We start from the raw sequence: 18,192 nt of genomic DNA, 5'->3' as shown, positions 1-18,192 counted from the left end.
GTGTCTTTCTACAAATTAACTTCACCACTTTTGGGGGTATTGAGAATAGATAAATATGATTTAAAGGATTACAATATACGTATATTGAAAATCATTTAAAACAAACATATAGGGGGAATGTATTATGTCAAGTTTATCATTAAGGCACATATACAAGATTTATGATGGTAATGTAACAGCGGTTAAGGATTTTAATCTTGAAATAGAAGATAAAGAATTTATAGTTTTTGTAGGACCGTCAGGTTGTGGTAAATCAACAACTTTAAGGATGATAGCAGGTCTTGAAGAGATATCAAAAGGTGAAATATATATTGGCGATAAAGTCGTAAATGACGTGGCACCTAAGGATAGAGATATAGCAATGGTTTTTCAGAACTATGCATTATATCCTCATATGACTGTATATGATAACATGGCATTTGGGTTAAAACTAAGAAAAATGCCAAAAGATGAAATAAAACAAAAGGTTACGGATGTAGCTAAAACGCTTGATATAGAACATTTACTTGACAGAAAACCAAAGGCATTATCAGGTGGACAAAGACAAAGGGTAGCACTTGGAAGAGCAATAGTTAGAAATCCGAAGGTATTCTTAATGGACGAGCCATTATCAAATTTAGATGCTAAACTTAGAGTACAAATGAGAACAGAAATATCAAAACTACATCATAAACTTCAAACAACATTTGTATATGTAACTCATGATCAAACAGAAGCTATGACAATGGGAACAAGAATAGTTGTAATGAAAGATGGCCTAGTTCAACAAGTAGATACTCCACATAATATATATGAGCACCCAGTTAATATATTTGTTGCTGGATTTATAGGAAGTCCTCAAATGAACTTTATGGACGCTAAGATTTTAGAGCAAAATGGTAAAATTATCATTACTTTTAATAATGAAACTATAGTGCTTCCAGAGGATAAAGCTAAAATTATAAGAGAAAAATCCTATATAGGTAAAACTGTTATAATGGGAATAAGACCGGAAGATATTGATGACGGTATTACTTTCCTTGAGGAACATAAAGATGCAATTGTAGAAGCTAAAGTCGAGGTTGTAGAGCTTATGGGAGCAGAGACTAATATTTATATGTCAAAAGGGGATACAAATATTGTCGTAAGAGTTAACGGATCGTCTATGGCTAAGGTTGGAGATAAAATTAAAATTGCTTTGGATGCAAATAAAATTCATATATTTGATAAAGAAACTGAAACCACGGTAGTATAGGAGGTGACTGGAAATGTACAATTTCACTGAATTCTTAAAGAATTTAAGTCATTCTTCTAAAATACAATTTAATGTAGTTACCGAGGATGGTAATTCACTATATATCAGTGACTTAGATATTAAAAATTCACATATAACTAGCTTTACTATTATGCTTGGAAGAGTTAAAGGCATAATTAGTTTAGAAAAGCAGTATGAAAATTGTACAGCTTTGCTCAAATATACTATTGAAAATAAGTATATGCAACTTTTTTTATCTAAGGAACAGGCAGTTATTGATATCCTAGAGAATAGGGAAATTTCAATTGATAACATTAATATAAATTTGCCTTTTCTTAAAAATGGATGTTATGTCATATTAATAAGTGTTAATGGAAGCAAGTATGAAGCTTTAAGCATTATAAAACAAATATATGATAATGAGGAAGTCGTGAGTTTAATATATAACGATAATATTATTGTAATTGGTCAATTTGCTGAAGTACAGGAACATATAGAAAGTATTAAGGAGTCTATCTCATCTGATTTATATTGTGAATGTTATGTAAGTTATGGTGATATAAATTATGATATAAAGGGAATTAAGAAGGCCTATAATGATGCAGCCGAGTGTATGATACTTGGTAAAAAGTTTGATATAAAAGATCATATATTTAATTATAATAAGATGTTATTTGAGAAAATTGTATATAATGTAGATGCTAAAATTAAGCAGGAACTGTTATACATGTTAAAAGATAAATTTGATGCTTTTGATAGTCAAATAATAGTAACTATTGAGCAATTTGTAGATTGTGGTCTTAATATAAGTGACGCTGCTAGAAAGTTGTATGTGCATAGGAACACCTTGATTTATAGACTAGATAAGATTAAGAAAGAAACAAATTTTGATATTAGAGATTTTAAAGATGCATCTGTGTTTCTTATAGCATTTTTGATATGGAAAGGAAATAAAGTAGAGTAACTTTTTTTCTTAGATGCGCTATATCGAAAAGTATATATTGCTGGAATGCTTTCGCGTCGCTAAGTAATTCTAAAATTTATTTTATTTATAGTTGCTAAAAAATGCAAACTCGATTTGCTCAAACATGCATTTTTCTTTACGCATCTATAAATAAAATAAATCAAGAATTACTAAAGCTTGCTCAAATGCATTTTGCGCAATATTTACTTTTGATAGCGTTCTCTAATGAAAAAAAGTTTATTGCAAATCAAATAGTAAAGACTTCATAAGGAGAGTTATGCTCCAGGTGGAGTCTTTTATTTGTTATAAGGGAAATAAGGCTTTAACGATAAACTTTGTGGCGTTTATTTATAAGGGCCTAAGAATATTGTTATATGAATATTAACTCATATACATGGGGAACTTTATATAATAATTTCGGTATACGAGATAATATGAATAGAAATATGTACTATAATTATATTAGGTAACGTAGAACTAATATAATTACAAAGGGGATAGGATATATGAAAATAGATATAATAATTTCTGCGGATGATATAAAGAAGGAAAAAATAAAAAATAAGACTGTAGTAGTTATAGATATGCTTAGGGCAACTAGTGTAATAATTACTGCAATGAATAATGGATGCAAAGGTGTAATTCCTGTTCTGACGGTGGAGGATGCATCTGGAATTGTTAAAAATAGTAAAGAAGAGTTTATGCTTGGGGGAGAGAGAAACGCATTGAAGATAGAAGGTTTTCACTATTCTAACTCACCACTTGAATACACCAGGAAGTCCATAGAAGGCAAAACACTTGTTATGACTACTACTAATGGTACTAAAGCTATAAAAGGATGCAAAGGTGCTGGCAACATCCTAATAGGGGCAATGCTAAATGCCAAAGCTGTTGCAAGCAGAATAGTATCTTTAAATAAAGATGTAGTAATAGTTAATGCGGGGACTTATGGTGAATTTTCTATAGATGATTTTCTATGTAGTGGGTACATAATTGACAACATATTAAAACTAGCAGAAATAGAGCTAACAGACATAGCTGTAACTTCGCATTACATCTATAAAAATAATGAAGATATTCATAATTTTATAAAGTATGCAAATCACTATAAAACAATTATGAAGTTAGGTCTTTCTTCAGATTTAGAATATTGCTGTCAAAAAGATATTATAGACATTGTTCCAGAATATAAAGATGGGACTATATTATAAGTAGGTCATAAATAGCGAGTAATATGTTAGGGAGATTACTGTATTATATTAATAAGAAAAGATGGTTTTAAAAGAAATAAAGGAGTATATATTACGTAAAATGCATTTGAACAAGCATTAGTAATTCTAATTTAGTTTATTTACAGTTGCGTTAAAAAAACTCAGTGTTTGAGCGATAGCGAGTTTGAGTTTTTAGCAGATGTAAATAAACTAAATTTTAGAATTACTTAGCGAAGTGAAGGCATTTGTAGTAAAATATACTCCTTTTGATTTATACCACTTGGAATATGTAGAACTTTAAGTAGTAAGATTCATCAGAATTCCATAGTATTGGATGATCTGCTGCTTGAGTTCTGAACTCTACTTGTCTAAGTGTTCTTTTAGCATCCAGAGCTGCATCAGCAATAGTATCTGCAAACATATCAGGTTTCATAAAGTGAGAGCAAGAGCAAGTTACAAGATATCCGCCTGGCTTAACTAATTTCATACCACGTAGGTTAATTTCTTTGTAGCCCCTTGTTGCACCATCTATAGTGGAACGAGATTTTGTGAAAGCTGGTGGGTCTAGTATTACTACATCATATTGTCTTTTTTCTTCTCTTGACCATTCTCTTAATATATCAAAGGCATTGTGGCATTCAAATTTAACTATACCGGAAAGATTATTAAGTTCTGCATTCTTTCTTGAAAATTCTACGGCATATTCAGATATATCTACACCAAGTACACTTTTAGCTCCTGCGATACCAGCATTAAGTGCAAAGGAACCCGTGTGCGTAAAACAATCCAAAACATCAGCACCCTTACATAATCTTTGAATAGCTGCCCTGTTTTCCTTTTGATCTAAGAAAAATCCAGTCTTTTGACCATTTTCAATGTCAACGTCATATTTAACTCCGTTTTCAATAATTTCTATAGTGGTATCAAAAGGCTTCGTTAAAAATCCTTTTGTTTGCTCCATTCCTTCGAGATCACGTACTTTAGCATCACTTCGCTCATAAACACCCTTTGCACCATATTCATCTGTTAATAGCTTAACTACTATACCTTTATATTTATCTATTCCAAGAGCTAAGGATTGAATAACATAATAGTCCTCATATTTGTCTATTATCATGCCTGGTACAAAATCTGCTTCTCCAAACAAAAATCTACAGCTAGAAGTATCTATAACTGTTTTTCTATATTCCCATGCAGCGTGAAGCCTCTTTCTGAAAAACTCTTCATCTATTTCTTCATGAATATCTCTTGTCATTATTCTTATGGCAATTTTAGAAACATCGTTTATATAACCTTTTCCTATAAATTCATTTCTAAAATTATATACTTCGATTATGTCTCCATTTTCATATTCACCATCAAATTTTTCAATTTCATTAGCATATATCCAAAGATGTCCATTCTCTGAATTTCTACCTCTTCCTTTATATAAGTAAAATTTACAAGCCATTCTAAATTCCTCCTGTGCTTTTTAAGGAAACATAATATATAAATATATTATGTTTCATATGTTTTATATTTTTATAACAGTTTCAATTATAATTATCAAGTTATTTATCTATAGTAGTATACCACACAGAATTAATTTGTAATATGATATATAAAAATTTGTTTTGACATAAGGTCAATTATAAATTACACTTATGTATGTGCCATTTTTATATATATAATTGAAATAAAGATAATTATGTAAATACTGGACTATTTTTTTAGTCGGAAATTGATATATAACATCAAATTAATATAAATAAGTAAATAATTACAAATGTAAAAAATATAAATATGTAAAATCATACTAAAGTAAGGGGAAATACAAATGAGTATATTAGTAGTTAAAAATATGAGCCATGGTTTTGGCGACAGAGTAATATTTGAGGATGTGTCTTTTAGATTACTTAAAGGAGAACACATAGCGCTTATAGGAGCAAATGGAGAAGGAAAATCAACGTTTATGAACATTATTACCGGAAAGCTTATGCCAGATGAAGGCGATGTTGAATGGTCAAATAACGTCAGAGTTGGATACATGGATCAGCATACTGTTTTGGAAAAAGGCAAGAGTATTAGGGATGTTTTAAGAGATGCTTTTAAATATCTCTTTGACTTAGAAGAGGAAATGCTTAGCGTAACAGAAAAGATGGCAGAGGCATCACCTGAAGAATTAGAAAGATTATTGGATAGAATGGGTACAATTCAAGATCAACTTGATAATAACGGTTTTTATGGCATTGATTCTAAGATAGATGAGGTAGCAGCTGGAGTTGGACTTAAGGATGTTGGGCTTGATAATGATGTTGCAGAGTTAAGTGGAGGGCAAAGGACAAAAGTGCTCCTTGCAAAGCTTCTACTAGAAGCACCAGATGTTCTACTTCTTGATGAACCTACTAACTTTTTAGATGAGCAACACGTAGAGTGGCTTAAGCGATATCTTCAAAATTATGATAAGGCATTTATATTAATATCACATGATATTGAATTTTTAGATGGTGCAATCAATATAATATACCATGTAGAGAATAAAAAATTAACTAGATATATAGGTTCATATGATGAATTTTTGAGAGTTCATGAGGCTAAGAAGCTACAGATGGAATCTGATTATGAAAGGCAACAAAAGGAAATTACTAGACTTGAGGTCTTTGTTGCTAAAAATAAAGCAAGAGCTTCTACTAGTGGAATGGCAAAATCGAGACAAAAGAAATTAGATAAAATTGATAGAATGGAAATTGTACAAGACAAACCAAAACCACAGTTTAACTTTAAAACTGCAAGAGCTTCAGGAAAAATAATATTTAAAACTAAGGAATTAGTTACTGGTTACGATACCCCATTATCTAAGCCATTAGATTTGTATATGGAAAGAGGACAAAAGATTGCGCTTACTGGTGCTAATGGTGTTGGGAAAACAACATTGTTAAAGAGTCTTATGGGTGATATCAAAGCTCTTTCGGGTCATACAAACTTAGGAGATTATCAATATATAGGATACTATGAACAGGAAATAAAGGGAGTTAACCGAAATAACTGTATTGAAGAGTTTTGGCAAGAATTCCCTAGCTTCACTCAGGGTCAGGTAAGATCTGCACTTGCTAAGTGTGGACTTACTACAAAACATATAGAAAGTAAAGTTACTGTGCTTAGTGGTGGAGAGCAAGCAAAGGTAAGGCTTGCTAAACTTCTAAACAGAGAAACTAATATATTAATACTAGATGAGCCTACCAATCATTTAGATGTAGATGCAAAAGATGAGTTAAAAAGAGCTTTGAAGGAATATAATGGAAGTATACTTCTAGTTTGTCATGAGCCAGAATTTTATCAAGACGTAGTAACTGATGTATGGGACTGTGAAGAGTGGACAACTAAAATAATATAGTCTATATAAAAAGGAGCTAGAATAAATTCTAGCTCCTTTATATATATCACTTTTATAAAACTTCTATTGCAAGGTCTAGTATGTTAGCAAATAATGATAATGTATTAGTATTTGGAATAACATTATTTTTAACATCTAATAATTTCCCGAGTCCATAAGCCGTGCATATGCTAACGGTTGGGAAACCAATTTCACCGAGGTCACAAATAATATCAGTGACATTTAATTTTGTTTTAGTTGTTTTATCAATAGGTTTTAGGATAATATATAATCTTGTAGAAGAATCGTATCTTAGAACTTTTAAAGTATTACTTATTAGTATATCTTTAGGTTTAGCGTTAATATCGTATTTCGAAGTAGTTGAAGTTATGTTATTTATAACAAAATAATATATATTTCTTTTGTAGTTTACCTTATCTTTAAATTCTTGTAATCTTTCTAAATTTAATTTTATATCTACTGAGATTTCATCATTTTCTAAATTGTCAAAGCTTTCTTTTATGTAAGTTAGTTCTTCTTTACCTTGAAGTTCTTTAGATAAGATATTCATACAGTTATCGTAAATATCCTTAAATGAACTAAATGGTAAGGAATATTTTATATTATCTAAAACTAGGTAAACCTTGAACTTAGAAGATTTGTTACTATTTTTAGATGAATAATTGACTTCAACTAATAAGAGTCCATGGAGAAGTTCAGTATCAAGGGTTATTTTTTGAATTCCTTTACTAAATTGTAACATGTAATTCTCATTAGTGGATAAGTTTTGCGTATGTTGATTTATTATATAAGTGCCCTTAAAGCCAGTTTCAGTAATTTCACCAACTCTTAAGGAACTTCTTATTGGTAGTTTCTTTAAATTTATATATGGTCTATTTATACATAGGTTGTTTTCGGATATTATTCTCATATTAAACTCCTTTAGTTCTAACGAGAGTGTTAGTCTTATTTATAAATTATAACATAATTAGCATTCTAAAAAATAAAAAAGTTGAGTAATGATATAAATAGGGTGATTGAAAATTTGTATATTGGATAAGATATTACAATGACAATATTATTAGATTTTAGATGTAGGAGGTATAAATGTTATGGGTGAAAAAAAAGATAATTCTTGTGCAAGTCAACAAGAAAAGGAGAAGAAAGAGAATAATTCTGGAACTAAACATGCTAAAAAAACACATAAAAAAGATTAATTAAAAGGCATATATTTTATGAATATATGCCTTTGTTTTTTTAACTATATTTTAGAAGGAAAGTCGTTAATGCATCTTCCTCGAAGCTGTTGCAGCTCTGCAGGAGATGATTTAAGTAGTAGGTTTTTCATAAATAGTTTCTTCATGATTATTAACAGTATCATCAAGAGTAATTAGGACGTCTTTTTTTATCCACCCTTTATTATTAATGTTAGTCTGAGTTTTAAGCGCTACTTCATACCATGAAATATTAAAAATCTCAGCACAATCTTTAATCTCTACGCAAGTATCTTTAACTACGGTAGATAGAATTTGAGAAGTTTCAAGGGGGCTTAGATATAGACTGCAAGTGCCTTTCGTAGTTCCAGTCCTAAAAAGAGATGGTTTGTACTTTATTACTATAGGGACATCGGAATCATGTAAACTTGAAATTTTTGATTTGTAATCTCTATTTTGTCTAGAACTAATCCTTAATTGAGTTTTTTGAGTTGATAATTTTTGGTTCATCGTATAATGATATACACCAAAACATATCAAAAGAATTGAAAATAAAAAAATAAGCAAAAATATCTCTCCTTGTAAATTACTTATATGATTAAGGTCTATTGCATATTAGTATATAGTATTCAATACCATGCAAAAAAATTCGTAAAAAAAACTCATGTTTAAACATGAGTTTTAAATTGCTGCAATTAATTCATTATATTCTAGTATATACATATCTGAATTTATAATAATATCTTCCTTTTGATCTTTAGATGAAGAATCATATACAGCAACTACCTTCATGCCAGCGGCTTTTGCACCTTTGACTGCTGGAAGTATATCCTCAAATACAACACACTGAGCAGGGGTTACCCCCAATCTCTCAGCAGCAAGTAAATATACATCCGGAAAGTTTTTGCCTCGAGACACCTCATCAGTGAGTGTTATAGAATCAAAATAGTGAAATATGCCATTAGACTTAAGAACAACTTCTAATAGAGATTTACTATTACTTGTAGCTAGTCCAATTTTTATATTCATTGTTTTAAGTAATGATAAGAATTCAACTACGCCGGGCTTTAGTTTAACGTGATTAAGGTACTGATTATAAGCAAAATCGTTCCATTCCTTTTTGATTTCGTCTATTGTGTCTAATATACCAAAATTATTTTTAAAATAGGCTGCAGTTTCATCAAAGCTAAGATGTTCTATTTGGCTTTTTAAATCTTTGGGTATTGTAATATTCCTACATCTAAAATAATTTTCATCTATTTTATTCCAAACCCACATAGAATCGATAAGGGTTCCATCTAAATCAAAAATTGCAGCTTTAATATTAGTTAGCATTTAATCACCCCTTATGTAAGTGTGATACATTTTAACGACTTCAAAAGAACTTATAAGTAAGTAAAGAACAAGTGGTTCCAATAAAAATACCCACAATAACATCTGTTGGGTAGTGAACTCCTATGTATATTCTAGAAATACCTACGCATAAAGCTAAGGGTATAGTTATAAATCCAAATATAGGGAAATATAAGGCTATTATGACAGCTAATGAAAATGCACCGGTTGTATGCCCTGATGGGAAGGAGTATTTATCAATACCTATCTTCTTTATATTTAAGTTTGGAATTTTTATAAAGGGTCTTAATCTAGTAACGGTTACTTTTAGTATTTTACCAATACCAGTACTAATTGTTATTGAAATCATAGCATTAATAGCCATAGTATGCAGTAAAGTACTATGAAATAAAAAAGTAGCAGTACAAAATATAAACATAAAAGGGAAGGAGCCTAAGTAGGTCATAGATGGCATTATAATATCTAAAAACCTACACTTCCAAGAAGTGTTTATAATTCTAAGTATGTTAATATCTTTATTACTTATATACTCAAATAATGCTTTCATAAACTCCTCCCTTTGTCATAAAAAATCACTTATATACATTACTGTATATTGTATCATAAATAAACCTATACATATAATTTTAAATATTATTTAAAATTTTCTACCAAATATTTTGGTTTTTTCTTTATCTTTAAAATCATCAATAGTATTAATCCCAATTCTACTTAGAATATCTTTCATACAATCACTATCTATGGATGTTTTGATTTTTGAGTCTTCTGCAAATTTATTTACTCTGTTTCTCCCAGAGGTTGAGTCAATCAAAGCTTTAGGACCACCAACGCAACCGCCAATGCAACCCATACCTTCAATAAAGTTTGCATCAACTTCTTTAGTTTGAGCTTTTGTAAGTAGTACTTTACATTCTTTTACACCATTTCCTTGAATAGCATTTAATAAATGGTGTTTTTGCGGAAATAACTTCTCTATCATTTCGCCAACAGCTATAGATACTCCTCCAGTTCTTGCATAAAGTCTACCCCCACGAGATGCGTATTCGGTAGAGACATCTTCTTCAAGTTTTTCCGGGTCAATGCCAAGTGTCTCAAAAATATTCTTAAGTTCTGCGAAGGTAAGTACATAATCTATATCACCTAAAAGGTCCTTTTCTTTAGCTTCACCTTTTTTTGCAATGCAGGGTCCTATAAAGACTACTTTGCAGTTAGGGTTCAATTTCTTTAACACTCTACCAGATGCAATCATAGGAGATACAGATGGGGATACATACTTAACTAAATCATTGTACACCCTCTTAACCATTCCTACCCACATAGGGCAACAGCAGGATGTAAGCATTAGATCTTCTTTTGTTTTAACATGTTCATCAAATTCTACTGCTTCTTTTATTGTAAGCATATCTGCAAAAAATGCAACTTCAACCATATCTGCGAAACCTATCTTTTTAAAAGCGGTTCTAAGATTATAAGCGTTAACATTTTCACCGAATTGGCCAGTAATGGCAGGGGCTACAGCTGCTATCACTGTAGAATTTCCTTTTAATAAATTTAAAAGTGGAATAAATTCTACTTTATCCATTAAAGCACCACTAGGACATGCGTCTACGCAAAATCCACATTCTGTGCATTTATCATTATCAATATAGGAAGCCTTGGTTTTATTATCTATTAATATAGCATCAAAAGGGCAAGATGCTTGGCAACTTGTTTTTCCCGGTTTATCTGAACAAGTTATAGTACAACCTTTAATTTTATTTACAACTTTATGATTTGTTTCATAGGTGGATATAGCCTTTTTTAAATCCTCTATGTAATTAAGCGAAAAATCTACATCAACACCACAAAGTGAAGAAATTATAGCACTTAGGTCTTTTTTATTAACATCATCTTTAGATAGTAACTCATGAACCTTATTTTCAAAATTATCTTCATTATAAGATTTAATTAGGGCCTTAAAAAGTTTGTTATACATTTTATTCAATATAATCACTCCTAATTTGTTATAAGTTATGTAATGATTTTAGCATAATATTGAGAAAAGACAATAAAATGGAGTATCATTATTAACTTTGTCAAGAATGAAGTTTTTTATACATTTTAATAGTGTGAAAAAATTTGAAATAAAAAAAGAGTTGTCATTAGACAACTCTTTTTGGTCGGGGTGACAGGGATTGAACCTGCGACCTCATGGTCCCAAACCACGCGCGCTCCCAGCTGCGCTACACCCCGAAGACAATTTTAATTATACAAAACAAACTGACAAATGTCAACAAAAATTTCGAATATTTCTAAAAATATTTGATATAAAATCCATAAAATATAAATTCTATTTGTTGAAGACAATACCTATTATATAAAATAAATGTATAAATGTCAAGATAATTTATATATTTACTTTTAAACACAACAATTATCAATTATCGTGTTTAAAAAATTCAGATAGTACTTTCAGTATATCATTCGAAAAACAGCAATGTGTTAATTACTTTTTCTTAGCGTCAGTTTCCTTATCGCCGGTGCCTCTGGTGGGTACAGTAGACATAACAAAACCCACAAATATAGAGACTAAGACAGGAGCGGCAACATTAATATACACTATATATTGCGTCTTATATAATACTAGAGCAGTAAGGGATGTGACCAAAACACTTGCTACAAAAATAATAATTACAAATTTTGCGAAAGAACTCATAAATTTTTCATACAATCTATGACGGGTTGGTCCACTTATAACATGTACAAATAAAAAATATGAGGCAAAAATTATTACTATGTCAACTACAGCCGAAACTAGAAAATTTCTCATTATATATACCTCCAAAATATTTTTTCAAGTTTAGTGTTACCCCGAAATGATATTTTTACGCAATATAATTGAAAATAAAAAAACATGGGCAAGTAGCACATGTTTTTTTTATGAATTATTAAAAATATTTTGATTAAGATATATAATTATTTTAGGTACATTTCGCCTACGTTAACAACGTCGCCTGCGCCCATAGTTATAAGAATATCTCCCTTTTGTAAATTGGCTTTAAGATAACTTACAATTTCATCAAAGCTATGAATATTTATGCAATTTACATTTTTTTCTCTTATTCTATCGCCAAGCATGTCTGAACTTACAACACCGGTATCTTTCTCCCTAGCAGCATAAATATCTGCGAGGATTAGAGTATCTATATCGTAAAAAGAATTTGAAAAATCATCAAATAAGCTTAAAGTTCTTGAATAAGTATGGGGCTGAAAAACACAATAAATTTTATTGTGGGGGTAATGCTTAGTAGCACTTAGAGTTGTTTTTATTTCTGTAGGATGATGAGCATAATCATCAATAACAGTTACTCCGTTCTTAGTTCCCTTTAACTCAAATCTTCTATGGGTACCATTAAACGCTGAAAGACCAGAAATGATAGAGTTTTCAGAAAAATCAAGGATTAGTGAAGCTCCTATACTTGCAAGTGAATTTAGAACATTATGTTGCCCGGGTACATTAAGATTTATGTGAAATAGCAATAAGCCTTCTTTATATACATTAAAGTTTGCACAACCTAATTCGTTATAAATAATATCTTTTGCTCTAAGATCTCCGTGATTTAGACCATAAGTAAGTATAGTACATTTATAATCATTATTATGGAGAATGGTTTCAACATTCTCATCTTCTATATTTGCAACTAAGTAGCCTTCTTTTGGTATGAGATTAATGAATTTTACAAAAGTGTCTTTAATGTGATTTATGTCCCTATAGTAATCTAGATGATCTGCATCTATATTAAGTATTGTTGCAATATATGGGAAAAACTTTAAAAATGAAGCCTTATATTCACAGGCTTCTGTAATAAAATAGTCACTATGTCCAGCTAGAACATTGCCGGAAATAGCATCTAATTCTCCACCAACTAATATTGTAGGATCTACATCTTCTTTTAAAATTATATGTGCAAGCATTGAAGTTGTAGTTGTTTTACCATGTGTACCAGATATCGCTACGTTATATTTATGACCTTTCATAATTTGACCTAGAAATTCAGCCCTATCCATTAAAGGAATATTTAATTGAATAGCTTTAATATATTCAGGATTTTCAGGAGGGATAGCAGCAGTGTAAACTACTAAATCGACATCCTTTATATTAGAGGCATCATGTCCTATATATATTTCAACATCTTGTTTTTTTAGCTTATCGGTTATATGTGAAGAATGCATATCAGAACCTGAAACCTTATATCCGTTTTTTACAAGTATTTCAGCAAGACCGCTCATGCTTATACCGCCAATACCTATGAAATGAATTTTTTTGCTCTTATCTTTTATAAAATCAAAAGACATTATATCAACTCCTTAAAAAAAATTATTATTGTTATTATTATTTAGTATATGTAAATTATATTAGTAGTGATTATATTAAATAATTATTATAAGCACTTCTTAATTATATACAAAATAACAAAAAAACTATACACAATTCAAAAAAAACTAAATAAAATACAAAATAACGTTCTGGAATTGGGTTTATAAGCATTGTAATAAAGATAAAAAAGATTTACAATTAAAATACGAATGATATTACGAATTTTACTAGGTAAAATTCGTAAAATAAAAATATGGGTGATATATTATGAATAAATATAGTAGAAATCAAAGGGTTACAGGTATAACAAAGGTGCTAACAGAAAATCCTAATAAAACAATAAATCTAAAAACTTTTACAGAATTATTTAATGCAGCTAAATCTACAATTAGTGAAGATATTGTTATTGTTAGGGAAACGCTTAATGAGTTATCCATGGGAAGAATTGAAACAGTAGCTGGCGCAGCTGGTGGAGTAAAATACATTTGTGGAGTCTCAAAGCAAGAAAGTAGGATATTTGCAGACGAGATATGCAAAATTTTAATACAAAAAGATAGAGTAATACCAGGAAATTTTATATATATGACTGATATTATGTACAATCCAGAAATAGTGCACAAAGCAGGAGTGATACTTGCCTCTGCTTTTAGTGAGTTAGATATAGACTATGTAGTTACGGTGGAGACCAAAGGAATACCACTGGCGTATGAGGTGGCAAAGATGTTAGGCGTCCAACTAGTTATTGTACGTAGGGATCCTAAGGTTACTGAAGGGAGTACTGTTAGCATAAATTATGCTTCCGGTTCTAGTAATAGGATCCAAACAATGTCATTATCTAGAAAATCTATAAAAAAAGGGAGCAAATGTGTTTTTATAGATGATTTTATGAAGGCTGGAGGGACTGCAATAGGCATAATTAATTTGCTTAAAGAGTTTGAAAGTGAGCTTTTAGGTATTGGTGTTCTTGTCGATAATATTGAAAGTGGACATAAACTAGTAGAAGAGTACATATCAATTATTCAGTTCACAGGAATAAATAATGAAGGTATCGCAGAGTTAACTCCATCAGAAATATTCGAAAAAGTGTAATATTCAAAATATTTAATATTTATTTATAATTTTTAGAAGGATAAATACAATTTATAGAGAAATAGTATAAATATAACGTATAATGCAACTTGGAGGTGGAGTGTATGGAAATCACAGATGTTAGAATTAGAAAAATAGCTACAGAAGGTAAAATGAAAGCGATTGTATCAATAACTTTTGACAATGAATTCGTTGTTCATGATATTAAAGTTATAGAGGGTCAAAGTGGTCTTTTTATTGCTATGCCAAGTAGAAAAACACCAGATGGAGAATTCAAGGACATAGCTCATCCAATAAATACTCAAACAAGAGAGAAAATTCAAACAGCGATTTTAGATGAGTATGAAAAAGTGAGAAACGAAGAACCCGTGGTAAGAGTAGTAGAAAAAGTGGTAGAAAAAACAGAAGAAGTTTTAGAAGTATAAAAAAGAGGGGGAAACCCCTTTTGTTTTTTTGAAGAAAAATAATAAAAAACAGTTAAGGCTAGTTGCAATTAAATGCTTTATAAAATATAATATATAATATAATATAATGTGTTTTAATTAAAGTTAATGTAATTTTTAATCTGTAAATATGTCGAATTATTGTATAAAGAGGTGTTTTATTTGTATAAATGCGCTATAATATTAGCTGCAGGTGAAGGGAAAAGAATGAACTCAAATACTCCTAAGGTTATGCATAAAGTTTGTGGTAAAGAAATGATAAATCATGTTATTGATACCATGAGAAGTGCAGATATTGATATGGTAGATGTGGTAATTGGAAGAGGAGCCGCAGAGGTTAAAAAAGGAACAGAAGATAGAAAAATCAATTATTCTGTTCAAGAAGATCAGTTAGGAACAGGTCATGCAGTTATGTGTGCCAAAGAATTTCTAAGTGGTAATGAGGGTATCGTCGCAATATTTGTTGGAGATGGGCCATTAATTAGTGAGCATACTGTTAGAGAACTTTTAGATTACCATGAAAAAGGGAATTATAAAGCTACTATATTAACTTCAAGGATGAATGATCCTGCAAAATATGGTAGGATTATTAGGGATGAAAATGGAGAGGTTAAGAAAATAGTTGAGTTTAAGGATGCTACCACCGAAGAGAAATTAGTTGAAGAAATAAATTCGGGAATGTATTGCTTTAGCATAAAAGAGCTACTTATTAGTTTAGATAAATTAGATAATAATAATGCTCAAAAGGAATATTATTTAACGGATGTTATTGGTATATTAAAGGATCAAGGGCTTAAAGTTGGAGCGTTTGATGTTTCAGCAGATGAAATTACTGCTGTTAATTCTAAGATAGAACTTGCAAATGCTGAAGCAATTATGAGAAAAAGAATAAATGAAAAGCATATGGAAAATGGAGTAACAATAATGGATCCAAGCAATACATATATAGACTGTGACGTTATAATAGGAAAAGATACTATTATATATCCAGGTAATGTACTACAAGGCACAACTATTATTAAAGAAGAATGTGTTCTTTATCCAAATAATAGAATTACTGATAGCAGTTTAGAGAATGGAATTGTAATTCAAAGCTCTGTAGTAATTGAAAGCCAAATAGGAGAGAAAACTACGGTAGGACCTTTCGCATATATAAGGCCGGAAAGCAATATAGGTAAACATGCTAGAATAGGAGATTTTGTTGAAATAAAAAAATCAACTATTGGGGATAATACAAAAGTATCTCATCTTACGTATATTGGTGATGCCGAAGTTGGAAGTGGATGTAATTTTGGTTGCGGAACTGTGGTTGTAAATTATGACGGGAAAGCAAAATATAAAACTACAATAGGTAATAATGTGTTTATAGGTTGTAATACTAACTTAGTATCGCCTGTAACAATTAATGATAATGCATACACTGCTGCTGGGTCTACAATTACAAATGAGGTACCTAAAAATACTTTGGCAATAGCTAGAGCAAGGCAGAAGAACATTGAAAATTGGGTAATAAAAAAAGGACTTAATAAATAAGTTGGCAAAGAAAAGCATTTAGTAAGTAAATTACAAAGGGAGGTGAAAAACTGATTTTCGCAGTAGAGAGGGTATATTAATACTTACGTGATATAGTATGTGAGATTTTAATACTCTATACTGCCATTCCATTTAGTAAATAGAATGAAAATATATATAAATTATTCTAAAATATCATTTATATATATTTTGAGAATCAGGACTGCAGATGATAAGCCATGGCAAAAACATTAAGATTTTCACAGGTAACTCAAATCCTAAATTAGCGGCAGACATAGCAAATATACTGGGATTACCAGTTGGAGCGTCAGAAGTAGGAACTTTTAGTGACGGTGAAATATCTGTTAATATTCACGAAACAGTTAGAGGAGCAGATGTATTTGTTATTCAATCAACTAATGCCCCAGTAAATGATAATTTAATGGAATTACTTATTATGATTGACGCATTTAAGAGAGCTTCAGCAGGAAGAATAACGGCTGTTATTCCATACTATGGATATGCAAGGCAGGATAGGAAAGCAAAAGCTAGAGATCCAATTACAGCAAAACTTGTGGCAGATATTATAACAACTGCAGGAGCGGATAGAGTGCTTACCATGGATTTACATGCAGCTCAAATACAAGGATATTTTAATATACCTGTTGATAATATGACGGGAACACCAATACTTGCAAAATACTATATCGAAAATGGTTTTAAGGATAGGGATGATGTAGTTGTAGTTGCTCCAGATCTTGGAAGCGTCGCTAGATCAAGAAAATTTGCAGACAAATTGCATGCACCAATAGCAATAATTGATAAGAGAAGACCAAAAGCTAATGTTGCGGAGATTATGAATGTTATAGGCGATATTAAAAATAAGACGGTTATAATGATGGATGACATGATAGACACTGCAGGTACAATAACTAATGGAGCTAATGCTTTAGTTAAATTAGGAGCAAAAGAGGTTTATGCTTGTTGCAGTCATGGAGTGTTATCAGGTCCTGCTATTCAAAGAATAAATGATTCTGTAATAAAAGAATTAATAATATTAAACACAATTGAGATACCAGAAGATAAGCAATGCTCAAAATTCACTACATTATCAGTAGCGCCAATTTTGGCTGAAGCTATAAAGAGAATATATGAAGATGTTTCTGTAAGTAAGCTATTTGAAGATACTAATAACATATAATTACATAGTTTAAAATAGTGATGCTTTATTATCTTTATAATAAAGCATCACTATTTTTTTATTATAATAAAACTAACAATATTACAAAAACATTTTAATAATGGTTATAATATACATAAATGAAACTAAAAAAACAAGAAAATTACTCCGTTGTAACGGTGAATAATTTGTAACATTTTAAAAAAACTAATAAGATAACATTAAAGTATGATAAATTAGTAATAAGGAAAATTATTTATAAGAGAATTTATTCGAATTTAAT

16 protein-coding genes and 1 tRNA gene are annotated in these 18,192 nt (G+C 30.3%); 8 read left to right on the top strand and 9 right to left on the bottom strand.

Features of this window, described 5'->3' with window-relative positions; all coding sequences use genetic code 11:
* Positions 1–124 precede the first annotated feature (124 nt).
* From KPL54_RS17745 to KPL54_RS17735, 3 genes are all read left to right on the top strand, one after another.
* Positions 125–1,234 (top strand): ABC transporter ATP-binding protein, encoded by a 1,110-nt coding sequence (locus KPL54_RS17745; RefSeq protein WP_216107825.1) that lies wholly within the window; start codon positions 125–127, stop codon positions 1,232–1,234.
* A gap of 13 nt (positions 1,235–1,247) precedes the next feature.
* A complete protein-coding gene (locus KPL54_RS17740; protein WP_216107824.1) occupies positions 1,248–2,198 on the top strand; it encodes a PucR family transcriptional regulator in 951 nt (316 codons plus the stop codon).
* A gap of 506 nt (positions 2,199–2,704) precedes the next feature.
* The gene (locus KPL54_RS17735; protein ID WP_216107823.1) at positions 2,705–3,409 is read left to right on the top strand and encodes a 2-phosphosulfolactate phosphatase family protein; all 705 of its coding nucleotides are present in this window, start codon (positions 2,705–2,707) and stop codon (positions 3,407–3,409) included.
* Between the two features lie 271 nt (positions 3,410–3,680).
* Here KPL54_RS17735 and KPL54_RS17730 read toward each other — a convergent pair whose 3' ends face one another.
* Positions 3,681–4,859 carry a class I SAM-dependent rRNA methyltransferase gene (locus KPL54_RS17730; RefSeq protein WP_216107822.1) on the bottom strand — a complete coding sequence of 393 codons (1,179 nt, stop codon included), beginning with the start codon at positions 4,857–4,859 and terminating at the stop codon, positions 3,681–3,683.
* Between the two features lie 366 nt (positions 4,860–5,225).
* On the opposite strand from KPL54_RS17730, the gene KPL54_RS17725 reads away from it, so the two are divergent.
* Positions 5,226–6,782 (top strand): ABC-F family ATP-binding cassette domain-containing protein, encoded by a 1,557-nt coding sequence (locus KPL54_RS17725; RefSeq protein ID WP_216107821.1) that lies wholly within the window; start codon positions 5,226–5,228, stop codon positions 6,780–6,782.
* A 52-nt stretch (positions 6,783–6,834) separates the two neighbouring features.
* Here the strand turns inward: KPL54_RS17725 and KPL54_RS17720 are convergent, their stop codons facing one another.
* The 8 genes from KPL54_RS17720 to murC form a co-directional block, all read right to left on the bottom strand.
* Positions 6,835–7,692 (bottom strand): hypothetical protein, encoded by an 858-nt coding sequence (locus KPL54_RS17720; RefSeq protein WP_216107820.1) that lies wholly within the window; start codon positions 7,690–7,692, stop codon positions 6,835–6,837.
* 397 nt (positions 7,693–8,089) lie between these two features.
* A complete protein-coding gene (locus KPL54_RS17715) occupies positions 8,090–8,542 on the bottom strand; it encodes a hypothetical protein (protein ID WP_216107819.1) in 453 nt (150 codons plus the stop codon).
* Between the two features lie 114 nt (positions 8,543–8,656).
* Positions 8,657–9,310: an HAD family hydrolase gene (locus KPL54_RS17710; RefSeq protein WP_216107818.1), complete on the bottom strand. Its 654-nt coding sequence runs from the start codon at positions 9,308–9,310 to the stop codon at positions 8,657–8,659.
* A gap of 40 nt (positions 9,311–9,350) precedes the next feature.
* Complete coding sequence (locus KPL54_RS17705) at positions 9,351–9,875, bottom strand: phosphatase PAP2 family protein (protein ID WP_216107817.1); 525 nt, start codon at positions 9,873–9,875, stop codon at positions 9,351–9,353.
* Between the two features lie 90 nt (positions 9,876–9,965).
* On the bottom strand, positions 9,966–11,312 hold the full coding sequence (locus KPL54_RS17700; protein ID WP_216107816.1) for a [Fe-Fe] hydrogenase large subunit C-terminal domain-containing protein: 1,347 nt from the start codon (positions 11,310–11,312) through the stop codon (positions 9,966–9,968).
* Between the two features lie 172 nt (positions 11,313–11,484).
* A tRNA-Pro gene (locus KPL54_RS17695) sits at positions 11,485–11,560 on the bottom strand.
* Positions 11,561–11,813: 253 nt separating this feature from the next.
* Positions 11,814–12,137 (bottom strand): hypothetical protein, encoded by a 324-nt coding sequence (locus tag KPL54_RS17690; RefSeq protein WP_216107815.1) that lies wholly within the window; start codon positions 12,135–12,137, stop codon positions 11,814–11,816.
* Positions 12,138–12,283: 146 nt separating this feature from the next.
* The gene (murC, locus tag KPL54_RS17685; protein WP_216107814.1) at positions 12,284–13,663 is read right to left on the bottom strand and encodes a UDP-N-acetylmuramate--L-alanine ligase; all 1,380 of its coding nucleotides are present in this window, start codon (positions 13,661–13,663) and stop codon (positions 12,284–12,286) included.
* Positions 13,664–13,952: 289 nt separating this feature from the next.
* Here murC and purR point away from each other — a divergent pair, with 289 nt between their 5' ends.
* The 4 genes from purR (at position 13,953) to KPL54_RS17665 (ending at position 17,930) form a co-directional block, all read left to right on the top strand.
* Positions 13,953–14,774 (top strand): pur operon repressor, encoded by an 822-nt coding sequence (gene purR, locus KPL54_RS17680; protein ID WP_216107813.1) that lies wholly within the window; start codon positions 13,953–13,955, stop codon positions 14,772–14,774.
* Between the two features lie 104 nt (positions 14,775–14,878).
* Positions 14,879–15,199, top strand: coding sequence for a septation regulator SpoVG (gene spoVG, locus KPL54_RS17675; RefSeq protein ID WP_216107812.1), 321 nt, complete (start codon positions 14,879–14,881; stop codon positions 15,197–15,199).
* Between the two features lie 180 nt (positions 15,200–15,379).
* The gene (gene glmU, locus KPL54_RS17670) at positions 15,380–16,750 is read left to right on the top strand and encodes a bifunctional UDP-N-acetylglucosamine diphosphorylase/glucosamine-1-phosphate N-acetyltransferase GlmU (protein WP_216107811.1); all 1,371 of its coding nucleotides are present in this window, start codon (positions 15,380–15,382) and stop codon (positions 16,748–16,750) included.
* Between the two features lie 208 nt (positions 16,751–16,958).
* A complete protein-coding gene (locus tag KPL54_RS17665; protein WP_216107810.1) occupies positions 16,959–17,930 on the top strand; it encodes a ribose-phosphate diphosphokinase in 972 nt (323 codons plus the stop codon).
* The last annotated feature ends 262 nt before the right edge of the window (positions 17,931–18,192 follow it).

This window comes from Clostridium estertheticum, from assembly GCF_018861295.1.
GTDB classification, from domain to species: Bacteria; Bacillota; Clostridia; order Clostridiales; family Clostridiaceae; genus Clostridium_AD; species Clostridium_AD estertheticum_D.
This window is presented reverse-complemented; position numbering and strand designations above follow the sequence as displayed.